The sequence below is a fragment of the Arthrobacter sp. B0316-1-20 genome (assembly GCF_059091865.1).
On the sequence record NZ_JBNHHC010000018.1, the window covers coordinates 87,463 to 105,360 of the forward strand.

Consider the following 17,898-nt stretch of genomic DNA (forward strand, 5'->3'; position numbering starts at 1 on the left):
CTTCTCAATTGTGAGGCACGCTACAGCGCGGGAATAGTGGATAGGGCAATTGAGGGAGTCACCCGCACCAGCGTGCGGCGCGCAACCGCCGACTAAATTCTCGCACCCCTATTGGAGATGCAATGTCCCACGATGTGACACAAACCAGCGCGGCTGACGCTCGCCTGGACCGCAAGAAGATGCGGAAGATATCCACGGCAAGCGTCATCGGCACCACTGTGGAGTGGTATGACCTGTTTCTCTTCGGAACCGCGTCCGCGCTGGTGTTCAACCGGATCTTCTTCCCCGAACTCGACGGCGCCATCGGCACCATCCTGTCCTTCCTGACCTTCGCCTCGGCATACCTCGCCCGGATGGTGGGCGCCATTCTCTTCGGCCATTTCGGCGACCGGCTTGGGCGCAAATCCATGCTCCTGATTTCGCTGATGACCATGGGCGCGGCGACTTTCGCCATTGGCTTGGTCCCGGACTACGCCACGATCGGTATCGCAGCGCCGCTGCTGCTCCTGCTGCTCCGGCTCATCCAGGGGCTGGCACTGGGTGGCGAATGGGGCGGTGCGGTGCTCATGACCGTTGAGCACGCGCCGGAAAACCGCCGCGGCTTCTTCGGATCCATGGTGCAGATCGGTGTGCCCATCGGTACCTTGCTGGCCAACGTAGCCTTCCTCATCGTGGCCTCCACCTTGAGCGACGAAGCTCTGCTCAGCTGGGGCTGGCGCGTACCGTTCCTCCTCTCCGCCGTCCTGGTTGCCGTGGGTATCTACATCCGCCTCAACATTGAAGAGACTCCTTCCTTCAAGATGGTCCGCGAGAAGGGCGCCAAGGCCAAGCTGCCGTTCGCCTACCTGATGAAGCGGTACTGGAAGCAGGTCATCCTGGGCGGGGTCGCCACCCTCTCTACGGGCAGCACCTTCACCCTCTTGGTGGCTTCCGGCGTCAACTACGGCACCGCCGAGCTGGGCTACTCCAAGAACATGATGCTCTGGGTGGTTATGTTCGCCTGCCTGCTGGCGTTCATTGCCATTCCCTTCTTCGGGCGCCTATCGGACCGTGTGGGCCGCAAGCCGATCATCTTCGCCGGCGTCGTTGCTGAGGCTCTCCTGGCCTTCCCGTTCTTCTGGCTGCTGAACTCCGGGTCCGAGATCATGGTCTTCGTGGCGTACGGCCTCATGATGCTCGCGTTCTCCGCCAACTATGGCCCGATCGCCACCTTCCTCGCCGAACTGTTCGGTTCCAAGGTCCGCTATTCGGGTCTGTCGGTCTCGTACATGCTCTCGGGCCTGCTGGGCTCCGCCGCTACGCCCGCCATCACCGTGGCGCTTCTGGCCGCTACCGGGCAGAGCTCGTCCATCGCCTGGTACATCATGGGAGCTGCCGGGCTCTCCCTGATCGCCCTGTACATGCTGACCGAGACGCGCCACGGCGACATCGACGCCGTGGACAATACGGATACCGTCAAGACCTCCGTCAAGGCGGGGTCGTGACCATTCGCCGCATCGTTGCCGCACCCGGAACAGTGGAGCCAGTAGGTCCCTACTCCCAGGCGGTAGTGGCCAACGGGTTTGTCTTCACCTCCGGGCAGATCCCGGCGGGCCCTGGTGGCTTGTCCGATCAACCGGAGCGCTTTTCCGACCAGGTACGCCGAACCATCCAGAACCTGGAGGCCATCCTCAGAGAGGCCGGCAGCGGCCTCCCGCACGTGGTCAAGGTGAACACCTACCTGACCAGCGAGGACCAGCTCGAGGAGTACAACAGGGTGTACGACGAGTACTTCGGTGCCCACCGGCCGGCACGCACTTCTGTCTGCGTGAGCCTCTGGGGCGTGTCCTTGGAGATCGAGTGCGTGGCAGTGGTTCCGGGACCCGACCATGGATGAGCTGATGCTGCAACTGCGGCGGGTCAGCCTCCCAACCCTGGGCCACTTCCTTGAGGACGGCTTCTGCAGAACCGAGATTCGAAGCATGGTTCCCGGCGTCCGCATGCTGGGGATTGCCGCCACCGCCCTGATACCTGATGCCGATGCTGTGGCAGTAAATCAAGCGCTCGTCCGGCTGCAGCCTGGCGAGGTGCTGGTGCTCGACATGAACGGTGACCACACCCATGCACCAGTGGGTGCGGTGACCACAGCCGCAGCGCGGGCGCGCGGCTGTGCGGGAATTTTGGTAGATGGGCCGGTCACCGACCTTACTGATCTGCGGGCCGAAGACGGCGACGGCCCGCTTCCGGTGTTCGCCCGCGGCACCACTTGCCTGACCACCAAGCGGCACGGTTCCGGCCGAGCAACGTTTGGTGTTCCGGTCACGGTGGGCGGCGTGACCATCAACCCCGGTGACATCGTCCTCGGCGATGAGAATGGAGTGGTGGTTCTGGCGCCTGACGCCGCGGCCGCCGTCGTCGATTCCGCTCTTGCTTCGGACGATGCAGAGCCTGCAATCCTGAAGCGGATTGCGGCAGGGGAGCCGTTGGAGGATGTGCTCTACCTGGGTTAACGAGGCCTCTGCAGGGAAGGGCCCCGGGTGCATTCTAGGTGCACTCGGGGCCCTTCCCTTGGCGGTGATTTACCGGGATTGCGGGATCCGGATGAGCTTCTTGTTCACAAACTCGTCCATGCCGAAGCGGGCCAGTTCACGGCCCACCCCGGAACGCTTCACGCCGCCGAAAGGCAGGTCCGGCTGAGTCCCCGTGGGGCTGTTGATCCACACCATGCCGGTGTCGAGCCGGCCCGCGACTAGCCTGGCCTTCTCGACGTCGGCGCTGAAGACCGAACCACCCAGGCCATAGGCAGAGCTGTTGGCGAGTTCGACTGCCTCTTCTGCGTCTTTCACCTTGTAGACCACCGCCACGGGTCCGAAGATCTCTTCGCTGTAGGCCCGCATCCCTGGCACCACCCCGGTCAGCACCGTGGGAGACACATAGGCACCGGAGCCATCGGGGCGAGTGCCGCCGGTGCGGACTTCGGCACCTTTGGCTATCGCATCCTCAACCTGCTCCATCACACCGCGGGCGGCGGCCTCGGATGATAGCGGTCCAAGCCGGGTTCCTGGCGCCGAGGGGTCGCCAGGAACGATGGCTGCCATCTTCGCGGTGAACTTGTCGACGAACTCGTCGTAGTGGTCTTCCAAGACAATGAACCGCTTGGAGGCAGTGCAGGCCTGCCCGGCATTGCCCATGCGTCCGGCAACGGCCGCCTTGACCGTGGCGTCCATGTTCTCGCCGTCGAGCACGATGAATGGATCGGACCCTCCAAGTTCCAGCACGACCTTCTTGAGGTTCCGGCCGGCTATCTCGGCGACGGCGGACCCTGCGCGCTCGGATCCAGTCAGTGAAACGCCCTGCACGCGGGGGTCGGCGATGATCTCTGCGACCTGTTCATTGCTCGCGAAGATATTGACGTAGACACCTTCGGGGAGGCCGGCGTCGCGGAACAGGGCCTCCATAGCGAGTGCTGACTCGGGGCAGCTCGGTGCGTGCTTCAGGAGCACGGTGTTGCCCAGCATCAGGTTGGGTGCGGCCAGCCGGGCCACCTGGTAGTAGGGGTAGTTCCACGGCATGATGCCCAGCAGGGCCCCGATGGGTTCGGTGCGGACCACGGCCTCGCCGCCGCCGCGTACGGTGAGGTGCTCGTCCTGCATGAAGGATTCGCCTTCGGTGGCGTAGTACGCGTAGATGTCAGCAACGAGGTCCACCTCGCCCAGCGCCTCGCGGGTCGGTTTGCCCATCTCGCGGGTGATGATGGCAGCCAGTTCTTCACGGCGCGCGGTGTAGAGGTCCGCCGTCTTCTGCAGAGTTGCGGCACGCTGGCCTGCTGGCAAGGCACGCCATGCCTGATAGGCCTGATGAGCGCTTGCGACAGCGCTTTCAATGTCTGCGGCCGTTGCTTGCGGATAGTGATTGACCATTTCCCCGGTGGCGGGGTTGATTACCTGGTATGCAGTCATCGTTCCAACCTACAGGTGCACGGACAGCAGGCAGTCCCCGATTGTGGGGACTTACAGGTCGATCTTGCACAGGTTGAATGGATGCACAGTGCGCGGTGTGGGGGCGGGCCTCGCTTGTCCCTCATCTGGACAAAGTCTCCGGGGACTACGTCCAAAACGGGGCAATACCCATGCCCTTCATCCCGCGTTGTCCAGCAGGTAGGGTGTGCACACCGACTTATGCACCAGGAGGAGGCCATGCCAGCCAACGCACCGGCCGGTGCTGGCCACGTTGTGCTGCTCGGCGATTCGGTGTTCGACAACGCGGCCTATGTTGCGGGCGGGCCCGACGTCGTGACGCAGCTTCAACGGCTGCTCCCGTCCGGGTGGCGGGCCACGCTCCTGGCCGAAGACGGCGCCATCATCTCCAGCATCGCCGGACAGCTCCGCTCGCTGCCGGCAGACGCCACGCACCTTGTGGTCAGCGTCGGCGGGAACGATGCCCTGGGATTCGCTTACCTGCTGGATGACCCGGTCGGATCAGCGGCTCAGGCCTTTGCCACCTTCGCCGATGCCCAGGACAGCTTCGCGGCCGGCTACGCGGCGATGCTGGAAGCGGTGGCAGCGAGAGGGTTGCCCGCAGCCCCCTGCACCATCTACGACACCCCGCCATCCGCCCCTAACCAGCGCGTCATCAAGGCGGCAGCGTCCCTATTCAACGACCGCATCACCCGCGAGGTCTTCACCCGGGGATTCGACCTGCTGGACCTGCGGCTCGTCTGTTCCGAGGACGGCGACTATGCCAACCCGATCGAACCCTCTGTTCAAGGCGGCCAGAAGATTGCGCAGGCCATCTGCGCCTTCCTGTTCCCAAACCGGGCTGCGCCCCGGTCCACGGTTGTCGGTGCCTGACGGTTTGCCAGTGCCTTCGACGTTACTGGCCCGACGGCATCTGTGCAGGTTCCGTTGGCGCGGCGACGCCGGTCTCGTCCGCCAGTTCCGCGCGGCGCCGGCCGGCGCCCTTGACGCCAAAGCGGTAGGCCAGGAACAGCAGCGCGATCCAGGCGCAGCCCACGATCAGCGCAACCCGCGTGTCCGGCATGATGCCCAGCAGCACCACAATGAACACCATGAACGCCAGCGCCAGATAGGACGCGACCGGCCAGAACGGCACCGGGAAGTCCGACGTCGGCAGCCCCTTTCGTGCGATCTCCCGCTTCATCGCGATGTGCGAGAGCAGGATCATCAGCCAGACCCAGACAGTGGCAAAGGTCGCGATCGACGCCACGATCAGGAACAGGGACTCGGGCAGCAGCGCATTGAGCACGACGCCGGCCAGTAGCACCGCTGCCATCGTCGCCACCGTCATCCACGGCACACCGTGGCGGGAAATCTTCGCGAAGGCCTTGGGCGCGTGGCCCTGCTCGGCCAGCCCGTACATCATCCGGCCCGCCCCGAAGGTGTCCGAGTTAATAGCGGAGATGGCGGCCGTGATCACCACCGCATTGAGGATGTGCGCGGCCGCTGGGATGCCCAGCATGTCGAAGATTTGCACGAACGGGCTGGTGGAACCATCGATCCGGTCCCAGGGCGAGATCATCATCAGCACGGCCAGCGTGCAGACGTAGAACAGCAGGATCCGCAGTGGCACGGTGTTGATCGCGCCCGGAATCGCCTTCTTGGGGTTCTCCGCCTCGCCGGCCGTGATGCCGATCGTCTCGATGCCGCCGAAGGCGAACATTACGATCGAGAAGGAGGCCAGCAGCCCCCAGAACCCGTTGGCGAAGAAGCCGCCCGAACCCAGCATGGTTTCCAGTCCGGGGTTGGACCCGGCCGGCAGCCCGAAGCCGAAGATGATGATCGCTGCACCGCCGAGGATCATGGCGATGATCGCCAGGACCTTGACCAAGGACAGCCAGAACTCGGTCTCGCCGAAGACCTTGACCTTGACCAGATTGATCGCGGCAATGAAGAACACGACAGCGAGGATCCAGATCCAGCGTGGCACGTCGGGGAACCAGAAGCCCATGTAGATGCCGAACGCGGTGACATCTGCGATCGCCACGATGGCCATCTCGAAGGCGAACGTCCAGCCGGTGATGAAGCCGGCGAACGGGCCCAGATAGCGGCTGGCATACTGGCCGAACGACCCCGAGACCGGGTGCCGCACCGCCATCTCGCCCAGCGCCCGCATCACCAGGAATACCGCGGCCCCGCCGATCGCGTAGGCCAGCAGCACGGCCGGCCCGGCAGCCTGGATGGCGGCGGCCGAACCGTAGAACAGCCCGGTGCCGATGGCGGAGCCGAGGGCCATGAACCGGATGTGGCGAACGGTCAGGCCCCGCGCGAGCGCGGAAGCAAATTGCGGCATGGAAGAACAACCTTGCTGGAGGGGAAGCGGTGGCGGCGAAAATGCGGCCAATCAATTCTACGCCCCGCCGGCAATCTGGCCGTCCGCGCCGCTTCCGCGGTACGGACGTCGACGTCGTGCCGTCTTTGCAGCGGACAGGGACGGAATGGCAGAATTAACGTGTCCACGGCCATCAGGCCGCGGGCTTTTTCTGTCTTTTGATCTTGAGAGGATCTGATGTCCACTCCCGGTGACAGTCCCGGGCATAGTCCATGCCCCCTGCTGATGCTCGAACACGCTCCGAGAAAAGCAGCAGGGGGTGCCCCTCAGTGGAAGTAATCTCGATCCTCGGCGGCTTGCTGCTGGTGGCCGGCTGCGGCTTGTTCGTTGCGGCCGAGTTCTCCCTCATCACGGTCAACCGCAACGCGGTTAGGGATGCTGCCGATGCCGGCGACAAAAAGGCCGTCGGCGTCCTGAAGGCGATGAACTCGCTTTCCACCCAGCTGTCCGGCGCCCAATTGGGCATCACGCTGACCAACTTGGGCATCGGCTTCCTCGCCGAACCGGCAATAGCCGCGCTGGTACTGGGCCCGCTGATAGAAGCAGGGCTGGCCGAGCCTGCAGCCCGCTCAGTGTCCATCACCATCGCCTTGGTCCTGGCAACGGTGTTGACCATGGTCTTCGGCGAACTGGTCCCGAAGAACTTGGCGATCGCCAAGCCGCTGGGCACCGCACGAGCCGTATCAGGCTTCCAGCGCGGATTCAGCGCCGTCACCAAACCACTGCTCGTATTCTTCAACGGCACGGCCAACAAGCTGGTCCGGGCCATGGGCATTGAACCGCAGGAAGAGCTCGCGTCCGCCCGGTCCGCCGAGGAGCTGACCGTTCTGGTGCGGCATTCGGCCCGGCAGGGCGTGCTGGCGGAGGAGACCGCGGAACTGGTCCGCCGGTCGTTCGCGTTTGGCACCCGCCGCGGCCATGACGCGATGACGGCTCGGACCCGGATGGTCTCTGTCGCCCCCGACCAGAGCGTCCAGGAGATGCTCGACACGGCCGCTGCCAGCGGCCACTCCCGCTTCCCGGTGATGGAGCCGGGCGCCCATCAGGTGCTGGGCATCGTGCACATCCGCCGCGGCCTGGCCGTGCCCTTTGCCGACCGCGGCCTCCGCACCGTCACCGAGATCATGGATGCCCCGACGCTTATCCCGGACACCGTTGAACTCGACGACCTGATGGACACGCTGCGGGCCGGCGGCCTGCAGATGGCTGTCCTGATCGACGAAACCGGCGATGTCGCTGGCCTGATCACCTTGGAAGACCTTGTCGAGGAGCTCGTGGGTGAAGTCCTGGACGAACACGACCCTGATGACGGCAGCAGCGAACGTCTGCCGTTCGGTGTGTGGCGTCTGGACGGGGCCCTGCGTCCCGACGAGGCGACCGAGATCCTGGGACATGCCGTTCCGGAGGGCACCGAGTACGACACCCTTGCAGGCCTGGTCACCCTCCATTTGGGCCGCATCGCCGCACCCGGCGACGCAGTCGAACTGGTGACGGAGCATGCCCACGGCCACCCGGCTGCCAACGTGGAGCTGTGCGTCGAGGAGATGGACGGCGCACGGATTGCAAAGATCCTGGCCACCGCCACGCCCCTCGTCACCGAAGAAGAGGTGCGCTAAATGGACGCCGCCGGAATCATCCTGACCATCGTCCTTCTCGCCGCGAACTTCTTCTTCGTAGGCGCTGAATTTTCCCTCATCGCCGCACGGCGAAGCATCGTCGAACCCCAGGCGGAGCAAGGCGGACGGGCCGCCAAAATGACCCTGTGGGCCATCGAAAACGTCTCGCTGATGATGGCCGGCGCTCAGCTGGGCATCACCGTGTGCTCGCTGGCGCTGGGCTACGTCACCAAACCCATGGTGGTCTACGCCTTGGAAGGGCCTATCAACGCTTGGGGAGTCCCCACAGCGCTGGTCGACCCGATCGCGTACGCCGTTGCTTTGAGCGTGGTGACGTTCCTGCACGTGGTGCTCGGCGAGATGGTGCCGAAGAACATCGCCTTGGCCGGACCGGAGCGGATGGCCTTCATCCTGGGGCCCGTGCTGGTGGTGGTTGTCCGCATTCTGCAACCGCTGCTGTGGTGCATGAACGCCCTCGGCAACGGCATCCTGCGCCTGTTCAAGGTGGAGCCTAAGAACGAGGTCGCCAGCACCTTCACCCGGAACGAGGTGGCAGGGTTGGTCGAGGAATCACGTGAAGGCGGGTTGCTGGACAAGCAGGATGAACAGCTCCTGCTCGGCGCCCTGACCTTCGAGGAGCGGTCGGTCGAAAGCATCGTGATCCCGCTCGGCAGGGTCACCACGCTGCCGTTCGGATGCACCCCGGAGCAGATCGAACAGGCGGCCGCCAACGGTTTCTCCCGCTTCCCCGTTCGGTCCGCGAGCGGAAAGCTGGACGGCTATGTCCACGTCAAGGACCTGCTTGGACTCGATGCCGCTGCCCGGGACCAGCCTGTGCCGGCCAGCCTAATCCGCGACCTGCCGCAGGTGAGCTTGACCGCCGCGCTGCGGTCCTCGTTGCACCGGATGCAACGCGAAGGGGCGCACTTGGCACTTGTCGTCGACGACTCCGGCCATCCGTACGGAATCGTGACGCTCGAGGACATGCTGGAAGAGCTCGTCGGCCAGATCCGCGACGACAGTCGAAGCGCGCACCGGGCCTGACGTCGCACTGCCCGACGGCGGTGCCCACCGGGAGCCGCCCCTGACCTAGAGAGCCGGGCGCTCTTTGTCGCGCATGGCGGCGTGCGGGGTGTGGTCCGCGCCCCAGCTGGCGAGCAACCGGAGGCGTTCCGCGGAGGGGCTGCCTGGTTCTGCGGTGTAGACCATCAGGACCAGCCCGGGCTCTGCGGTGATGGCGAGTTCTTCGTAAGCCAGGGTGAGCTCGCCGACCACGGGATGATTGAACCGCTTGGTACCGGTGCCGTGGGTGCGCACGTCGTGGGCGGCCCACAACCGGCGAAAGGTCTCGCTCTGCGTGGAGAGTTCACCGACCAGATCCTGAAGTGTCCGGTCGTGTGGATCGCGGCCCGCTTCCGTGCGCAGGATGCCGACGCACATGCCGGCGAACAGCTCCCAATCGGGGTAGAAGGACCTGGCGGTCGGGTCGAGAAACTGGAAGCGGGCGAGGTTGGGGGTGCGTCCGCCGTCGCCGATCACAGGGGAGTAGAACGCGCGGCCCAGCGCATTGGTCGCGAGCAGGTTCTGGTACGGGTCGCGGACAAAAGCGACGCCGTCGGTGATCGCTTCCAGCGCCCATTGCAGGCTTGGCCGCGCCGCCTGTTGCGCGGTAGCCCGCCGGCGGGGGCGTCCGGAAGCGGGGATGCCGTCGGCCGTCCGCGCGAGGTCGAAGAGGTGGGCGCGTTCCGTGTCGTCTAGCCGGAGTGCTTTGGCCACCGCTTCCAGGAAGGACGCCGAAGCCCCGGCGATCGCGCCGCGCTCGAGTTTGGCGTAGTACTCCACGCTGACGCCAGCGAGCAGTGCCACCTCGGTGCGCCGGAGCCCGGGGACGCGGCGATTCATGCCACCGGGCAGCCCGGCCTCTTCCGGCGTGATCTTCGCCCGGCGGGACATCAAGAAATCCCGTACCTCCGCCCGATTGTCCATGCTTTCAGGGTAGGCGAAGGCGGCGCAGCGAAGGGTGCCCTGTCGGTACACCCTTCGACAGGGACTCCCGCGGGCACGTTGGCACCGGTTGACTGGGGTGTACCAACGAAAGGAGCACTCCTCATGCGTGGAGTTGTGATGTATGCCCCCGGAGATGTCCGGGTCGAAGACCGTGAGAAGCCCACCATCCTGGAGCCAACCGACGCCATCATCCGGGCAGCGGCAGTCTGCGTCTGCGGTTCGGATCTATGGCCGTACCGGGGGATCGAGAAGCTCAACGGCCCGACGCCGATGGGGCACGAATACGTCGGCGTGGTTGAAGAAGTCGGCGCGGAGGTCCGCAACGTGGAGGTCGGCGACTTCGTCGTCGGTTCCTTCGTCGCGTCCGACAATACCTGCGAGATCTGCCAAGCAGGCTACCAGTCCCGCTGCGTGCACAGCGTGATGATGGGCTCCATCGGAACCCAGGCCGAACTGATTCGGGTGCCGCTGGCCGACGGCACGCTGGTCCGCACTCCGGGAGCGCCGGATGAGGATCTCATTCCGTCGCTGCTGGCGGCCTCTGACGTGCTGGGCACCGGATGGTTCGCAGCCGTAGCCGCCGAGGCGGGACCCGGGAAGACCGTGGCCGTGGTTGGAGATGGAGCCGTTGGACTGTCGGCTATCCTGGCCGCCAAGCAGTTGGGCGCAGAGCGCGTCATCGCCATGTCCCGCCACGCCGACCGGCAGGCACTGGCCCGGGAATTCGGCGCCACCGACATCGTCGAAGAGCGCGGCGAGGCCGGCATCGCGAAGATCAAGGAGCTCACCAACGGACTCGGCGCCCACTCCGTCGTCGAGGCCGTCGGCACCCAGGAGTCGATGGAGCAGGCGATCGGTGCCACCCGTCCCGGCGGACACATCGGCTACGTGGGTGTCACCCACGACGTGAAACTGGACGGCCTCGGCTTGTTCTTCTCCGGCGTCCACCTCCACGGAGGGCCCGCCCCGGTGCGCCGGTTCCTGCCCCAGCTCATTCAGCTCATTTGGGACCGCAAGATCGAGCCCGGCAAGGTTTTCGACCTGACGCTCCCGCTCGAAGACGCCGCCAAGGCGTACCGCGCGATGGATGAACGGACCGCCACCAAGGTCTTGCTCTCGGTTTAGTCCGTTTCGCGCCCGTCGCGCCCATCAGTCCGGGGGCATCAGGCGTCAGCCGAATGCCCCCGGACGCAGCGAAAGGAATGTCCATGAGCACGCAGATGCAACCCCAGAAGGCCACCGTTAAAGGTCCGGCCGAATGGTTTACCGGCGACGCCTACTTCAACCAGTACTACGTCGGCGAAGAACCCTCGCGGACCCGGCTCAACCTGGTCCGGTTCACTCCCGGTGCGCACACCGCCTGGCACAAGCACGCCGTCGGACAGACCCTGCACGTGACCGAAGGCTTTGGCTACGTCCAGTCCCGGGGCGAAGAACTCATCGAAATCCGGCCCGGCGACACCGTCTATACCCCGGCCGGAGAATGGCACTGGCACGGCGCCACCGCCGACAACTTCATGTGCCACCTCGCCCTCTGGGAAGCCCCCAAACTTGGCAGCGACGAACCGGAAACCACCTGGGGTGACAAGCTCACCGACGGCGAGTACCCATTGTCCTGAAACCCCTTGACCGCGCGCCCAGCGAGGACTAATCTACAACCAAATGGTTGTAGATCAAGCTAGCGACACTGAGATGGACCGCCTCTTCCAGGCGCTCGCCGATGCCACCCGCCGCGACATCGTGGCGAAGGTGCTTACCGGGGAGTTCTCGGTGTCGGGGCTGGCAGCGGGCTACACCATGAGTTTCGCCGCAGTGCAGAAGCACGTGGCGGTGTTGGAGCGGGCTTCTCTGGTGGTGAAGGAGAAGCGCGGCAGGGAGCAGATGGTGCGGCCTCATCTTGAGGGAGTGCGGAGAGCGCGTCGGCTGCTCGATCAATACGAGATGCTCTGGCAGCAACGGATTGCGCGGATCCAGGACATTCTCGACGAATAGAAAGGACGCCATCATGTCGGTTATCGATGTCATCAAGGACGAGGACGCGCTGAAGTTCACGATCGTGGCCGAGTTCGACGCCCCCGTGGAGCGGGTGTGGCAGATCTGGGAAGACCCGCGCCAGCTCGAACGCTGGTGGGGCCCGCCCACCTGGCCTGCCACTTTCGACAAGCACGAATTCAGGCCGGGCGGCAAGGCCAGCTACTACATGACCGGGCCGGACGGCGAGAAGGCAGCCGGTTGGTGGAAGTTCACCTCCATTGAAGCGCCCAACCAGCTTTCCTTTGAGGACGGATTTGCCGATGACGACGGCGAGCCCGTTGCGGACATGGGCACCACCTATGCCACAGTGACGCTGGAATCCATCGACGGCCGCACCCGGATGACCACCGAATCGCGGTTTGAATCCGCCGACCAGTTGCAGAAAATGCTCGAGATGGGCATGACCGAAGGCATGCAGGAAGCCATGGGGCAGATCGACGCCGTCCTCGCGGAAACCGCAGCGGTCTGACGGGCAACCGTCACCGATTCGGGCAGTGAGGCGCCCCCCGGACCAGCGCCCCACTCCCGCCTGATCCGGTGGGTTCACCAGTCCGGGTGTTCGGTCAAGGGCCCATGACCGGCGGACGTTCTGGTTGCATACTGGAGTGCATGAGCGATACCACGCGGACCTTCGCCGCGATTGCCATTATCTACAATCCCAACAGCACCGGTAACGCACCGAAGCTTGCTGAGGAGCTCCGCGATGAGCTGCAGGGCTTGCTTCCCGACCGACCAGAGATCGAACTGCAACCGACCGGCCATGCCGGCCACGCGGTCGTGCTGGCCCGTGATGCGGCGGCCCATACCCGCGACGTTCTCATCGTGTCGGTCAGCGGCGACGGCGGGTATAACGAAGTAGTCAATGGCGTGATGCAAAGCGGCAACCCGAACGCGGTGTGCGCCGTCATGGCGGCAGGGAATGCGAACGACCACCGGCGGACCACGGGTACGATGCCGCTGGCTGAAGCCATCTCCTTGGGGCGGACGAGGCATATCGACTTGCTGCGCATCCACACTGGCCAGGGACCGGACGCACCGGGAGAATACGCGCACTCCTATGTCGGATTCGGCCTGACGCCGGTCATGGCAATTGACCTGGAAAAGGGGAGTAAGGGTGCCCTCAAGGAGATGTTCTCCGTGGTGCGGACGTTTTCAAAGTTTCAGCCCTTCGAGATACGTCAAAGCGACGGAAAGCGCCGCAAGTTCGACAGCATCGTCTTCGCGAACATAGCCGAGATGGCGAAGTACGCCACGCTCAGCGAGGCGGATGACAAGCTTTCCGATGGAAAATTCGAAGTGGTTATCTTTCCCCACATGTCCAAGTGGCGGGTACTGCTGAAGGCACTGCGCGCCACCACCCAGGGGCTGGGGGACCAGCCAAGCGTGAGCAGCTACGAGTTCACTACGCTTAAGCCCCTGCCGTACCAGGTCGACGGCGAGGTGAAATCTGTTGACGCAGGGACATTCGTCAAGGTCGAGAGCGCCCCGGCCGCCCTGCAGACCCTCGGGTGAGCGTTGATGGCCTCTCGCCAGGCCCCTTTCCGCGTCAGGCGGCGGGGGCCGGTTGCGTCGTGGTGAACCGCCGGCGGTACTCGGTGGGCGTGATGCCCAGCTGGCGGGAGAAAACGCGGCGAAGGGTCTCGTCGCTGCCGAACCCGCTGCGCTGGGCAGCAGCCGTGATGCTGCAGCCGTCGACCAGAAGTTGCTGCGCACGGTCCAGCCGCACCCGTTCCACCCAGCGGGCCGGCGTTGTGTTCAGTTCGGCCTGGAACAGGCGGGTCAGGTGCCGGGGACTCACCGCCGCGGCCGCCGCCATCGCGGGAAGGCTGTACTCTGCCGTCGGGTCGGCCAGGACCGAGGTGGTCAGTGCCTCCAGCACGCTGTTCCGGGACGGGAGCGCCGGGAGGGTGGAGTACTGCGACTGCCCGCCGGGGCGCTGCATGAACACCACCAGTTCGCGGGCAATCCTGCGCGCCGCGGCCGGCCCATGGTCGTTCTCCACCAGGGACAGGGTCAGGTCGATGCCGGCGCTGATGCCCGCAGAGGTGATAAACCGGCCGTCGTGGACGTGGATGACATCCGGCTCGACCTGCACCTTGGGGTAACGGAGGGCAAGGGTTTCGGCATACCGCCAATGGGTGGTCGCCCTGCGGCCGTTCAGCAAACCGAGTTCGGCGAGCACGAAGGCGCCGGTGCAGACCGAGGCGACCCGCTGCGACCGCTCGGCGAGCAAGGCAACAGAGGCGAGCAGTCCGTCGTCGAGCGGGTGCTGTGCGAGCAGGTCCCCGCCGGCAACCATCACAGTGTGGAGCGGCCCGGCATCGGCCGCAGCCGTGGTGCCGGACAGGGTGAGCCCGGAGGAGGTGGTGACCGTGCCGCCGGATGGGGAAACCAACACGGGTTCATAGGGGTGGCCGGCCAGCACCGCCTGGTGCAGCACCTCGCCGGGGCCGGTCACATCGAGCATGGTCACCCCGTCGAAAACGATCACGCCCACCCGGTGCGTCATGGCCGAATTTGTGGTTTTCGTGGCTGAAGAGACATGGCACTAGCGTACGCGAGCGGGCGAGGATGGAAGGAACAGAACCGAGAGAAAGGGTTACACATGGCTGAATCAATTGCCGGCGTGCAGATTCCGGACAGCGTCCTCGCCCGTGAGGCTACCGAGCTGGTCCGTGAGGCAGCATCCCCGCTGATCTTCGACCACTCCCGGCGTGTGTTCGTCTTCGGCTCCCTGCGCGGACGTGAGCAGGGCTTGGAATTCGACCCGGAGTTGCTCTATGTCGGGGCCATGTTCCACGACCTGGGCCTGACCGAGCGCTTCCGGCGCACCGACCAGCGCTTCGAAATCGACGGGGCCGACGAAGCGCGCCGCTTCCTGACGTCCCACGGCATCACCGCCGAGTCAGCAGACCGGGTGTGGAACGCCATCGCCCTGCACACCACCCCGGAAATTCCGCTCCACATGGCGCCGGAGGTCGCGCTGGTCACCCGCGGCGTGGAACTGGACGTGCTGGGCATCGGCTACGACGCCATCACGGACGAACAGCGCGCCGCCGTGGTTGCCGCGCACCCACGGCCGGACTTCAAGAACCAGATCCTCGCCGCTTTCACCGAGGGCATCAAGGACCGCCCGGAAACCACGTTCGGCAACGTGAAGGCCGACGTTCTGGCCCACTTCGTGCCCGGATTCCAGCGCGGGGATTTCGTCGAGGTCATCAAGAGCAACGACTGGCCGGAGTAGGCACCGCGGCCCTGATGGGCGCGATACCGGAGAAGGATCACGACGGCGGTGCGCACCGCCGTCGTGATCCTCCTTCCGCTGGGCGGCGGCAGCGCCCGGAGGGCTACGATTCAGACATGAACGACCGGATCACCCTGCGTTTCCTGGCCTCGCCGACCGATGTCTCGGAGGACGGCACCACGGTTCAGGCCGGCCGGGTGCTGGAGTGGATCGACAAGGCCGGCTACGCCTGCGCCACCGGCTACAGCGGCAGCTACTGCGTCACCGCCTACGTGGGCAACGTGCACTTCACCCGGCCCATCCGCAACGGAGACCTGATCGAAGTGGACGCCCGCATTGTCCACACCGGACGCTCCAGCATGCAGGTGGTGGTCACGGTCGACGCGGCCGATGTGCGCGAGCGCGAGTTCCGGCCCGCGATGGACTGCATCCTGGTGTTCGTGGCGATGGGCGAGGACGGCCGCCCGAAAGCGATCCCGCAGTGGTCGCCGTCGGACGACGAATCAGCGCGGCTGGCCGAGGGCGCTGCCGGCCGGATCGCCGCGCGGGCGGAAATCCGGGACGCCATGCGCGCGCAGGCCTACACGGAGGCGGGCACCACGCCCACTGAGCAGTTCAGGTTCCTGGCCGCTCCGTCGGACGTGAACTGGGGCGGGAATGCGCACGGCGGCATCGTGATGCGCTGGATCGACGAAGTGGCTCGGGCCTGCGCCATGTCCTGGTGCGGCCGGGACGCGGTGGCCGTCTACTCGGGCGGCATCCACTTCCTGAACCCCATCCACATCGGCGACCTGGTAGAGGCGGAGGCCCGGCTTATCCACACCGGCCCGCACAGCATGCACATCGCCGTGCACGTCCGAGCCCGAGACCCGCGCGGCGGGGAATGGCGGCCCACCACCCAGTGCATGACCATCTTTGTCGGCAGGAACGACGCCGGCCACGCGGCCCAGGTGCCGCAGTTGGTGCTGCGCACCGAGGAGGACCTCCGGCTCGACGAACACGCCAAGGACCTGATGCGACGCCGCGCCGAACTGCCGCCCCTGCAATTCGCCGTCGAGCGGACGTACTAGCACGCGCCTCAGTCGAAACTGGCTCCCGCCAGCCGAAACTGGCCCCTGCCGGAAGCATCCAGCCCCGGCGACGCCACGCCATCGCAGGTCCGGTGTTGTGGCCCTTTCGGTCGCCCCGGCACCGGTACAGCTTCCGGGATAGTGTTGCCAAGCGGAGAAGCAAGGAGAGGCACATGGCGAGCAAGGAGAAGGGGAGCCCAAGGGTGCCCCAACAAGCACAAACACGTCATGGTGCAGAGCAGGATAAGCCGGGGAAGCGCTTTGACCAGCTATCCCAGGCCCAGATCCTCAATGAGGGACTCGATGTGCAGCTTGACGGCGCAGGCTCCGGGGATGAAGAGGCGGTCCGTCAGCTGCGTCGGCTCAGCCGTCGGCGTCAAGCGGTTGCCTTCCGGCTGCTGCCGAAGGACCAGGCGGTGCGGGTCTTTGAGCGGCTGGACCCCGCGCTGCAGGCCGACCTGTTGGACGGACTGCAGGATGCGCAGGTGGCCGCGTTCTTCGACAGGCTTGCGCCGGATGACCGGGTTACTCTGATCGACGAAGTGCCTGCGACTGTGGCGCAACGGCTGATGCGCGGTTTGACGGAGGAGCAGCGGGACCTGACCTCCGTGGTCTTGGGGTATCCGCGGGGTTCGATCGGCCGCCGGATGAGCCCGGAGTTCATCTCTACTACCCCGGACCTGACCGTCGGCCAAACCTTGGAACGGCTGCACCGACGGCTGATTGACGCGGAAACGGTGTACGTTCTTCCGGTCACGGACGCTGGGAAGCGGCTGGTGGGATTGGTCAGCCTCCGGCAGCTCCTCGCCGCGGAACCAGACACTAGGGTGGACGCCATCATGGGCGACGCCTACTGCCAAACGGCCACTACACCTGAGGAAGATGCGGCACGCCTGTGCACGGGACGCAAACTACTGGCCCTCCCCATCGTGGACAGTGAACGGCGGGTTGTCGGGATCCTCACGATGGACGACGCGCTGCGCATCCTCGAAGACGCAGAGACCGAGGACCAGTCACGCATCAGCGGCAGCGAGCCGCTGCGCCGTCCCTACCTGTCCACGCCGATTTTCAGGATCGTCAAGTCCCGCGCGGTGTGGCTGCTGGTGCTGGCGGTGGGGGCGACCCTGACTGTCAGCGTGCTGGAAGTCTTCGAAGCCACCATTGCCCAGATGGTGGTGTTGTCGCTCTTCGTTCCGCTCCTGATTGGCACGGGCGGAAACACCGGCAACCAGGCGGCCACGACCGTGACCCGGGCGCTGGCACTCAAAGAGGTCACAACCGGCGACCTGCTCAAGGTAGTTGGCAAAGAGGTGCGCGTAGGGGCAACGCTGGGCCTGCTGATCGGCGGGCTAGGGTTCATCGTCGCGGCCGCCTTCTACGGGCTCGCTATCGGACTGGTCATGGGCGTATCGCTGCTGGCCATTTGCACCATGGCGGCAGCGGTTGGGGGCCTGATGCCGATGCTGGCGCGGTTCCTCAAGGTTGACCCCGCGGTTTTCTCCAACCCGTTCATCTCTACCTTCGTCGATGCTGCCGGGTTGCTGGTGTACTTCCTGATTGCCCGTTCAGTCCTGGGGATCTGACAAGACGCCCGCGGGTA

The 17,898-nt window shown here is 65.4% G+C and carries 18 protein-coding genes; 14 read left to right on the forward strand and 4 right to left on the reverse strand.

The window, feature by feature from the left end:
- Positions 1 to 122: 122 nt before the first annotated feature.
- Genes AC5RW2_RS25755 through AC5RW2_RS25765 form a run of 3 tightly spaced genes read left to right on the forward strand, consistent with a single transcriptional unit; the run spans position 123 to position 2,489 of the window.
- Positions 123 to 1,484 (forward strand): MFS transporter, encoded by a 1,362-nt coding sequence (locus tag AC5RW2_RS25755; RefSeq protein WP_493964139.1) that lies wholly within the window; start codon positions 123 to 125, stop codon positions 1,482 to 1,484.
- The gene (locus tag AC5RW2_RS25760) at positions 1,481 to 1,876 is read left to right on the forward strand and encodes a RidA family protein (protein ID WP_493964140.1); all 396 of its coding nucleotides are present in this window, start codon (positions 1,481 to 1,483) and stop codon (positions 1,874 to 1,876) included. The genes AC5RW2_RS25755 and AC5RW2_RS25760 overlap by 4 nt, the downstream gene beginning before the upstream one ends.
- Positions 1,869 to 2,489, forward strand: a complete 621-nt coding sequence (locus AC5RW2_RS25765; RefSeq protein ID WP_493964141.1) for an RraA family protein — start codon at positions 1,869 to 1,871, stop codon at positions 2,487 to 2,489. Before AC5RW2_RS25760 ends, AC5RW2_RS25765 begins: the two co-directional genes overlap by 8 nt.
- Positions 2,490 to 2,558: 69 nt before the next feature.
- Here the strand turns inward: AC5RW2_RS25765 and AC5RW2_RS25770 are convergent, their stop codons facing one another.
- On the reverse strand, positions 2,559 to 3,938 hold the full coding sequence (locus AC5RW2_RS25770; RefSeq protein ID WP_493964142.1) for an NAD-dependent succinate-semialdehyde dehydrogenase: 1,380 nt from the start codon (positions 3,936 to 3,938) through the stop codon (positions 2,559 to 2,561).
- 237 nt (positions 3,939 to 4,175) lie between these two features.
- Between AC5RW2_RS25770 and AC5RW2_RS25775 the strand changes: the two genes are divergently transcribed.
- Positions 4,176 to 4,829, forward strand: coding sequence for an SGNH/GDSL hydrolase family protein (locus tag AC5RW2_RS25775; RefSeq protein ID WP_493964143.1), 654 nt, complete (start codon positions 4,176 to 4,178; stop codon positions 4,827 to 4,829).
- Positions 4,830 to 4,851: 22 nt separating this feature from the next.
- On the opposite strand, the gene AC5RW2_RS25780 is transcribed toward AC5RW2_RS25775, so the two are convergent.
- A complete protein-coding gene (locus AC5RW2_RS25780) occupies positions 4,852 to 6,288 on the reverse strand; it encodes an amino acid permease (protein ID WP_493964144.1) in 1,437 nt (478 codons plus the stop codon).
- Positions 6,289 to 6,596: 308 nt separating this feature from the next.
- Here AC5RW2_RS25780 and AC5RW2_RS25785 point away from each other — a divergent pair, with 308 nt between their 5' ends.
- Both AC5RW2_RS25785 and AC5RW2_RS25790 read left to right on the forward strand, forming a co-directional pair.
- Entirely contained in the window at positions 6,597 to 7,943 is a 1,347-nt protein-coding gene (locus AC5RW2_RS25785; RefSeq protein ID WP_493964145.1) for a hemolysin family protein, read from the forward strand.
- Positions 7,944 to 8,987, forward strand: a complete 1,044-nt coding sequence (locus AC5RW2_RS25790; RefSeq protein ID WP_493964146.1) for a hemolysin family protein — start codon at positions 7,944 to 7,946, stop codon at positions 8,985 to 8,987. It abuts the gene before it with no gap.
- Between the two features lie 45 nt (positions 8,988 to 9,032).
- On the opposite strand, the gene AC5RW2_RS25795 is transcribed toward AC5RW2_RS25790, so the two are convergent.
- Entirely contained in the window at positions 9,033 to 9,929 is an 897-nt protein-coding gene (locus AC5RW2_RS25795) for a helix-turn-helix transcriptional regulator (RefSeq protein WP_493964147.1), read from the reverse strand.
- Between the two features lie 123 nt (positions 9,930 to 10,052).
- Here AC5RW2_RS25795 and AC5RW2_RS25800 point away from each other — a divergent pair, with 123 nt between their 5' ends.
- The 5 genes from AC5RW2_RS25800 to AC5RW2_RS25820 all read left to right on the forward strand — a co-directional run bounded on the left by AC5RW2_RS25800 (position 10,053) and on the right by AC5RW2_RS25820 (position 13,496).
- Entirely contained in the window at positions 10,053 to 11,075 is a 1,023-nt protein-coding gene (locus AC5RW2_RS25800) for a zinc-dependent alcohol dehydrogenase family protein (protein ID WP_493964148.1), read from the forward strand.
- An 83-nt stretch (positions 11,076 to 11,158) separates the two neighbouring features.
- Entirely contained in the window at positions 11,159 to 11,569 is a 411-nt protein-coding gene (locus tag AC5RW2_RS25805; RefSeq protein WP_493964149.1) for a (R)-mandelonitrile lyase, read from the forward strand.
- Positions 11,570 to 11,612: 43 nt separating this feature from the next.
- The gene (locus tag AC5RW2_RS25810; RefSeq protein WP_493964150.1) at positions 11,613 to 11,942 is read left to right on the forward strand and encodes an ArsR/SmtB family transcription factor; all 330 of its coding nucleotides are present in this window, start codon (positions 11,613 to 11,615) and stop codon (positions 11,940 to 11,942) included.
- Positions 11,943 to 11,955: 13 nt separating this feature from the next.
- Positions 11,956 to 12,453, forward strand: coding sequence for an SRPBCC family protein (locus AC5RW2_RS25815; protein WP_493964151.1), 498 nt, complete (start codon positions 11,956 to 11,958; stop codon positions 12,451 to 12,453).
- A gap of 140 nt (positions 12,454 to 12,593) precedes the next feature.
- Positions 12,594 to 13,496, forward strand: coding sequence for a diacylglycerol/lipid kinase family protein (locus tag AC5RW2_RS25820; RefSeq protein ID WP_493964152.1), 903 nt, complete (start codon positions 12,594 to 12,596; stop codon positions 13,494 to 13,496).
- A gap of 34 nt (positions 13,497 to 13,530) precedes the next feature.
- On the opposite strand, the gene AC5RW2_RS25825 is transcribed toward AC5RW2_RS25820, so the two are convergent.
- Complete coding sequence (locus tag AC5RW2_RS25825; RefSeq protein WP_493964153.1) at positions 13,531 to 14,493, reverse strand: GlxA family transcriptional regulator; 963 nt, start codon at positions 14,491 to 14,493, stop codon at positions 13,531 to 13,533.
- A 96-nt stretch (positions 14,494 to 14,589) separates the two neighbouring features.
- On the opposite strand from AC5RW2_RS25825, the gene AC5RW2_RS25830 reads away from it, so the two are divergent.
- From AC5RW2_RS25830 to mgtE, 3 genes are all read left to right on the forward strand, one after another.
- Positions 14,590 to 15,228 carry an HD domain-containing protein gene (locus tag AC5RW2_RS25830; protein WP_493964154.1) on the forward strand — a complete coding sequence of 213 codons (639 nt, stop codon included), beginning with the start codon at positions 14,590 to 14,592 and terminating at the stop codon, positions 15,226 to 15,228.
- A gap of 116 nt (positions 15,229 to 15,344) precedes the next feature.
- Positions 15,345 to 16,298, forward strand: a complete 954-nt coding sequence (locus tag AC5RW2_RS25835) for an acyl-CoA thioesterase (RefSeq protein WP_493964155.1) — start codon at positions 15,345 to 15,347, stop codon at positions 16,296 to 16,298.
- 173 nt (positions 16,299 to 16,471) lie between these two features.
- On the forward strand, positions 16,472 to 17,881 hold the full coding sequence (mgtE, locus tag AC5RW2_RS25840; RefSeq protein WP_493964156.1) for a magnesium transporter: 1,410 nt from the start codon (positions 16,472 to 16,474) through the stop codon (positions 17,879 to 17,881).
- Positions 17,882 to 17,898: the final 17 nt, after the last annotated feature.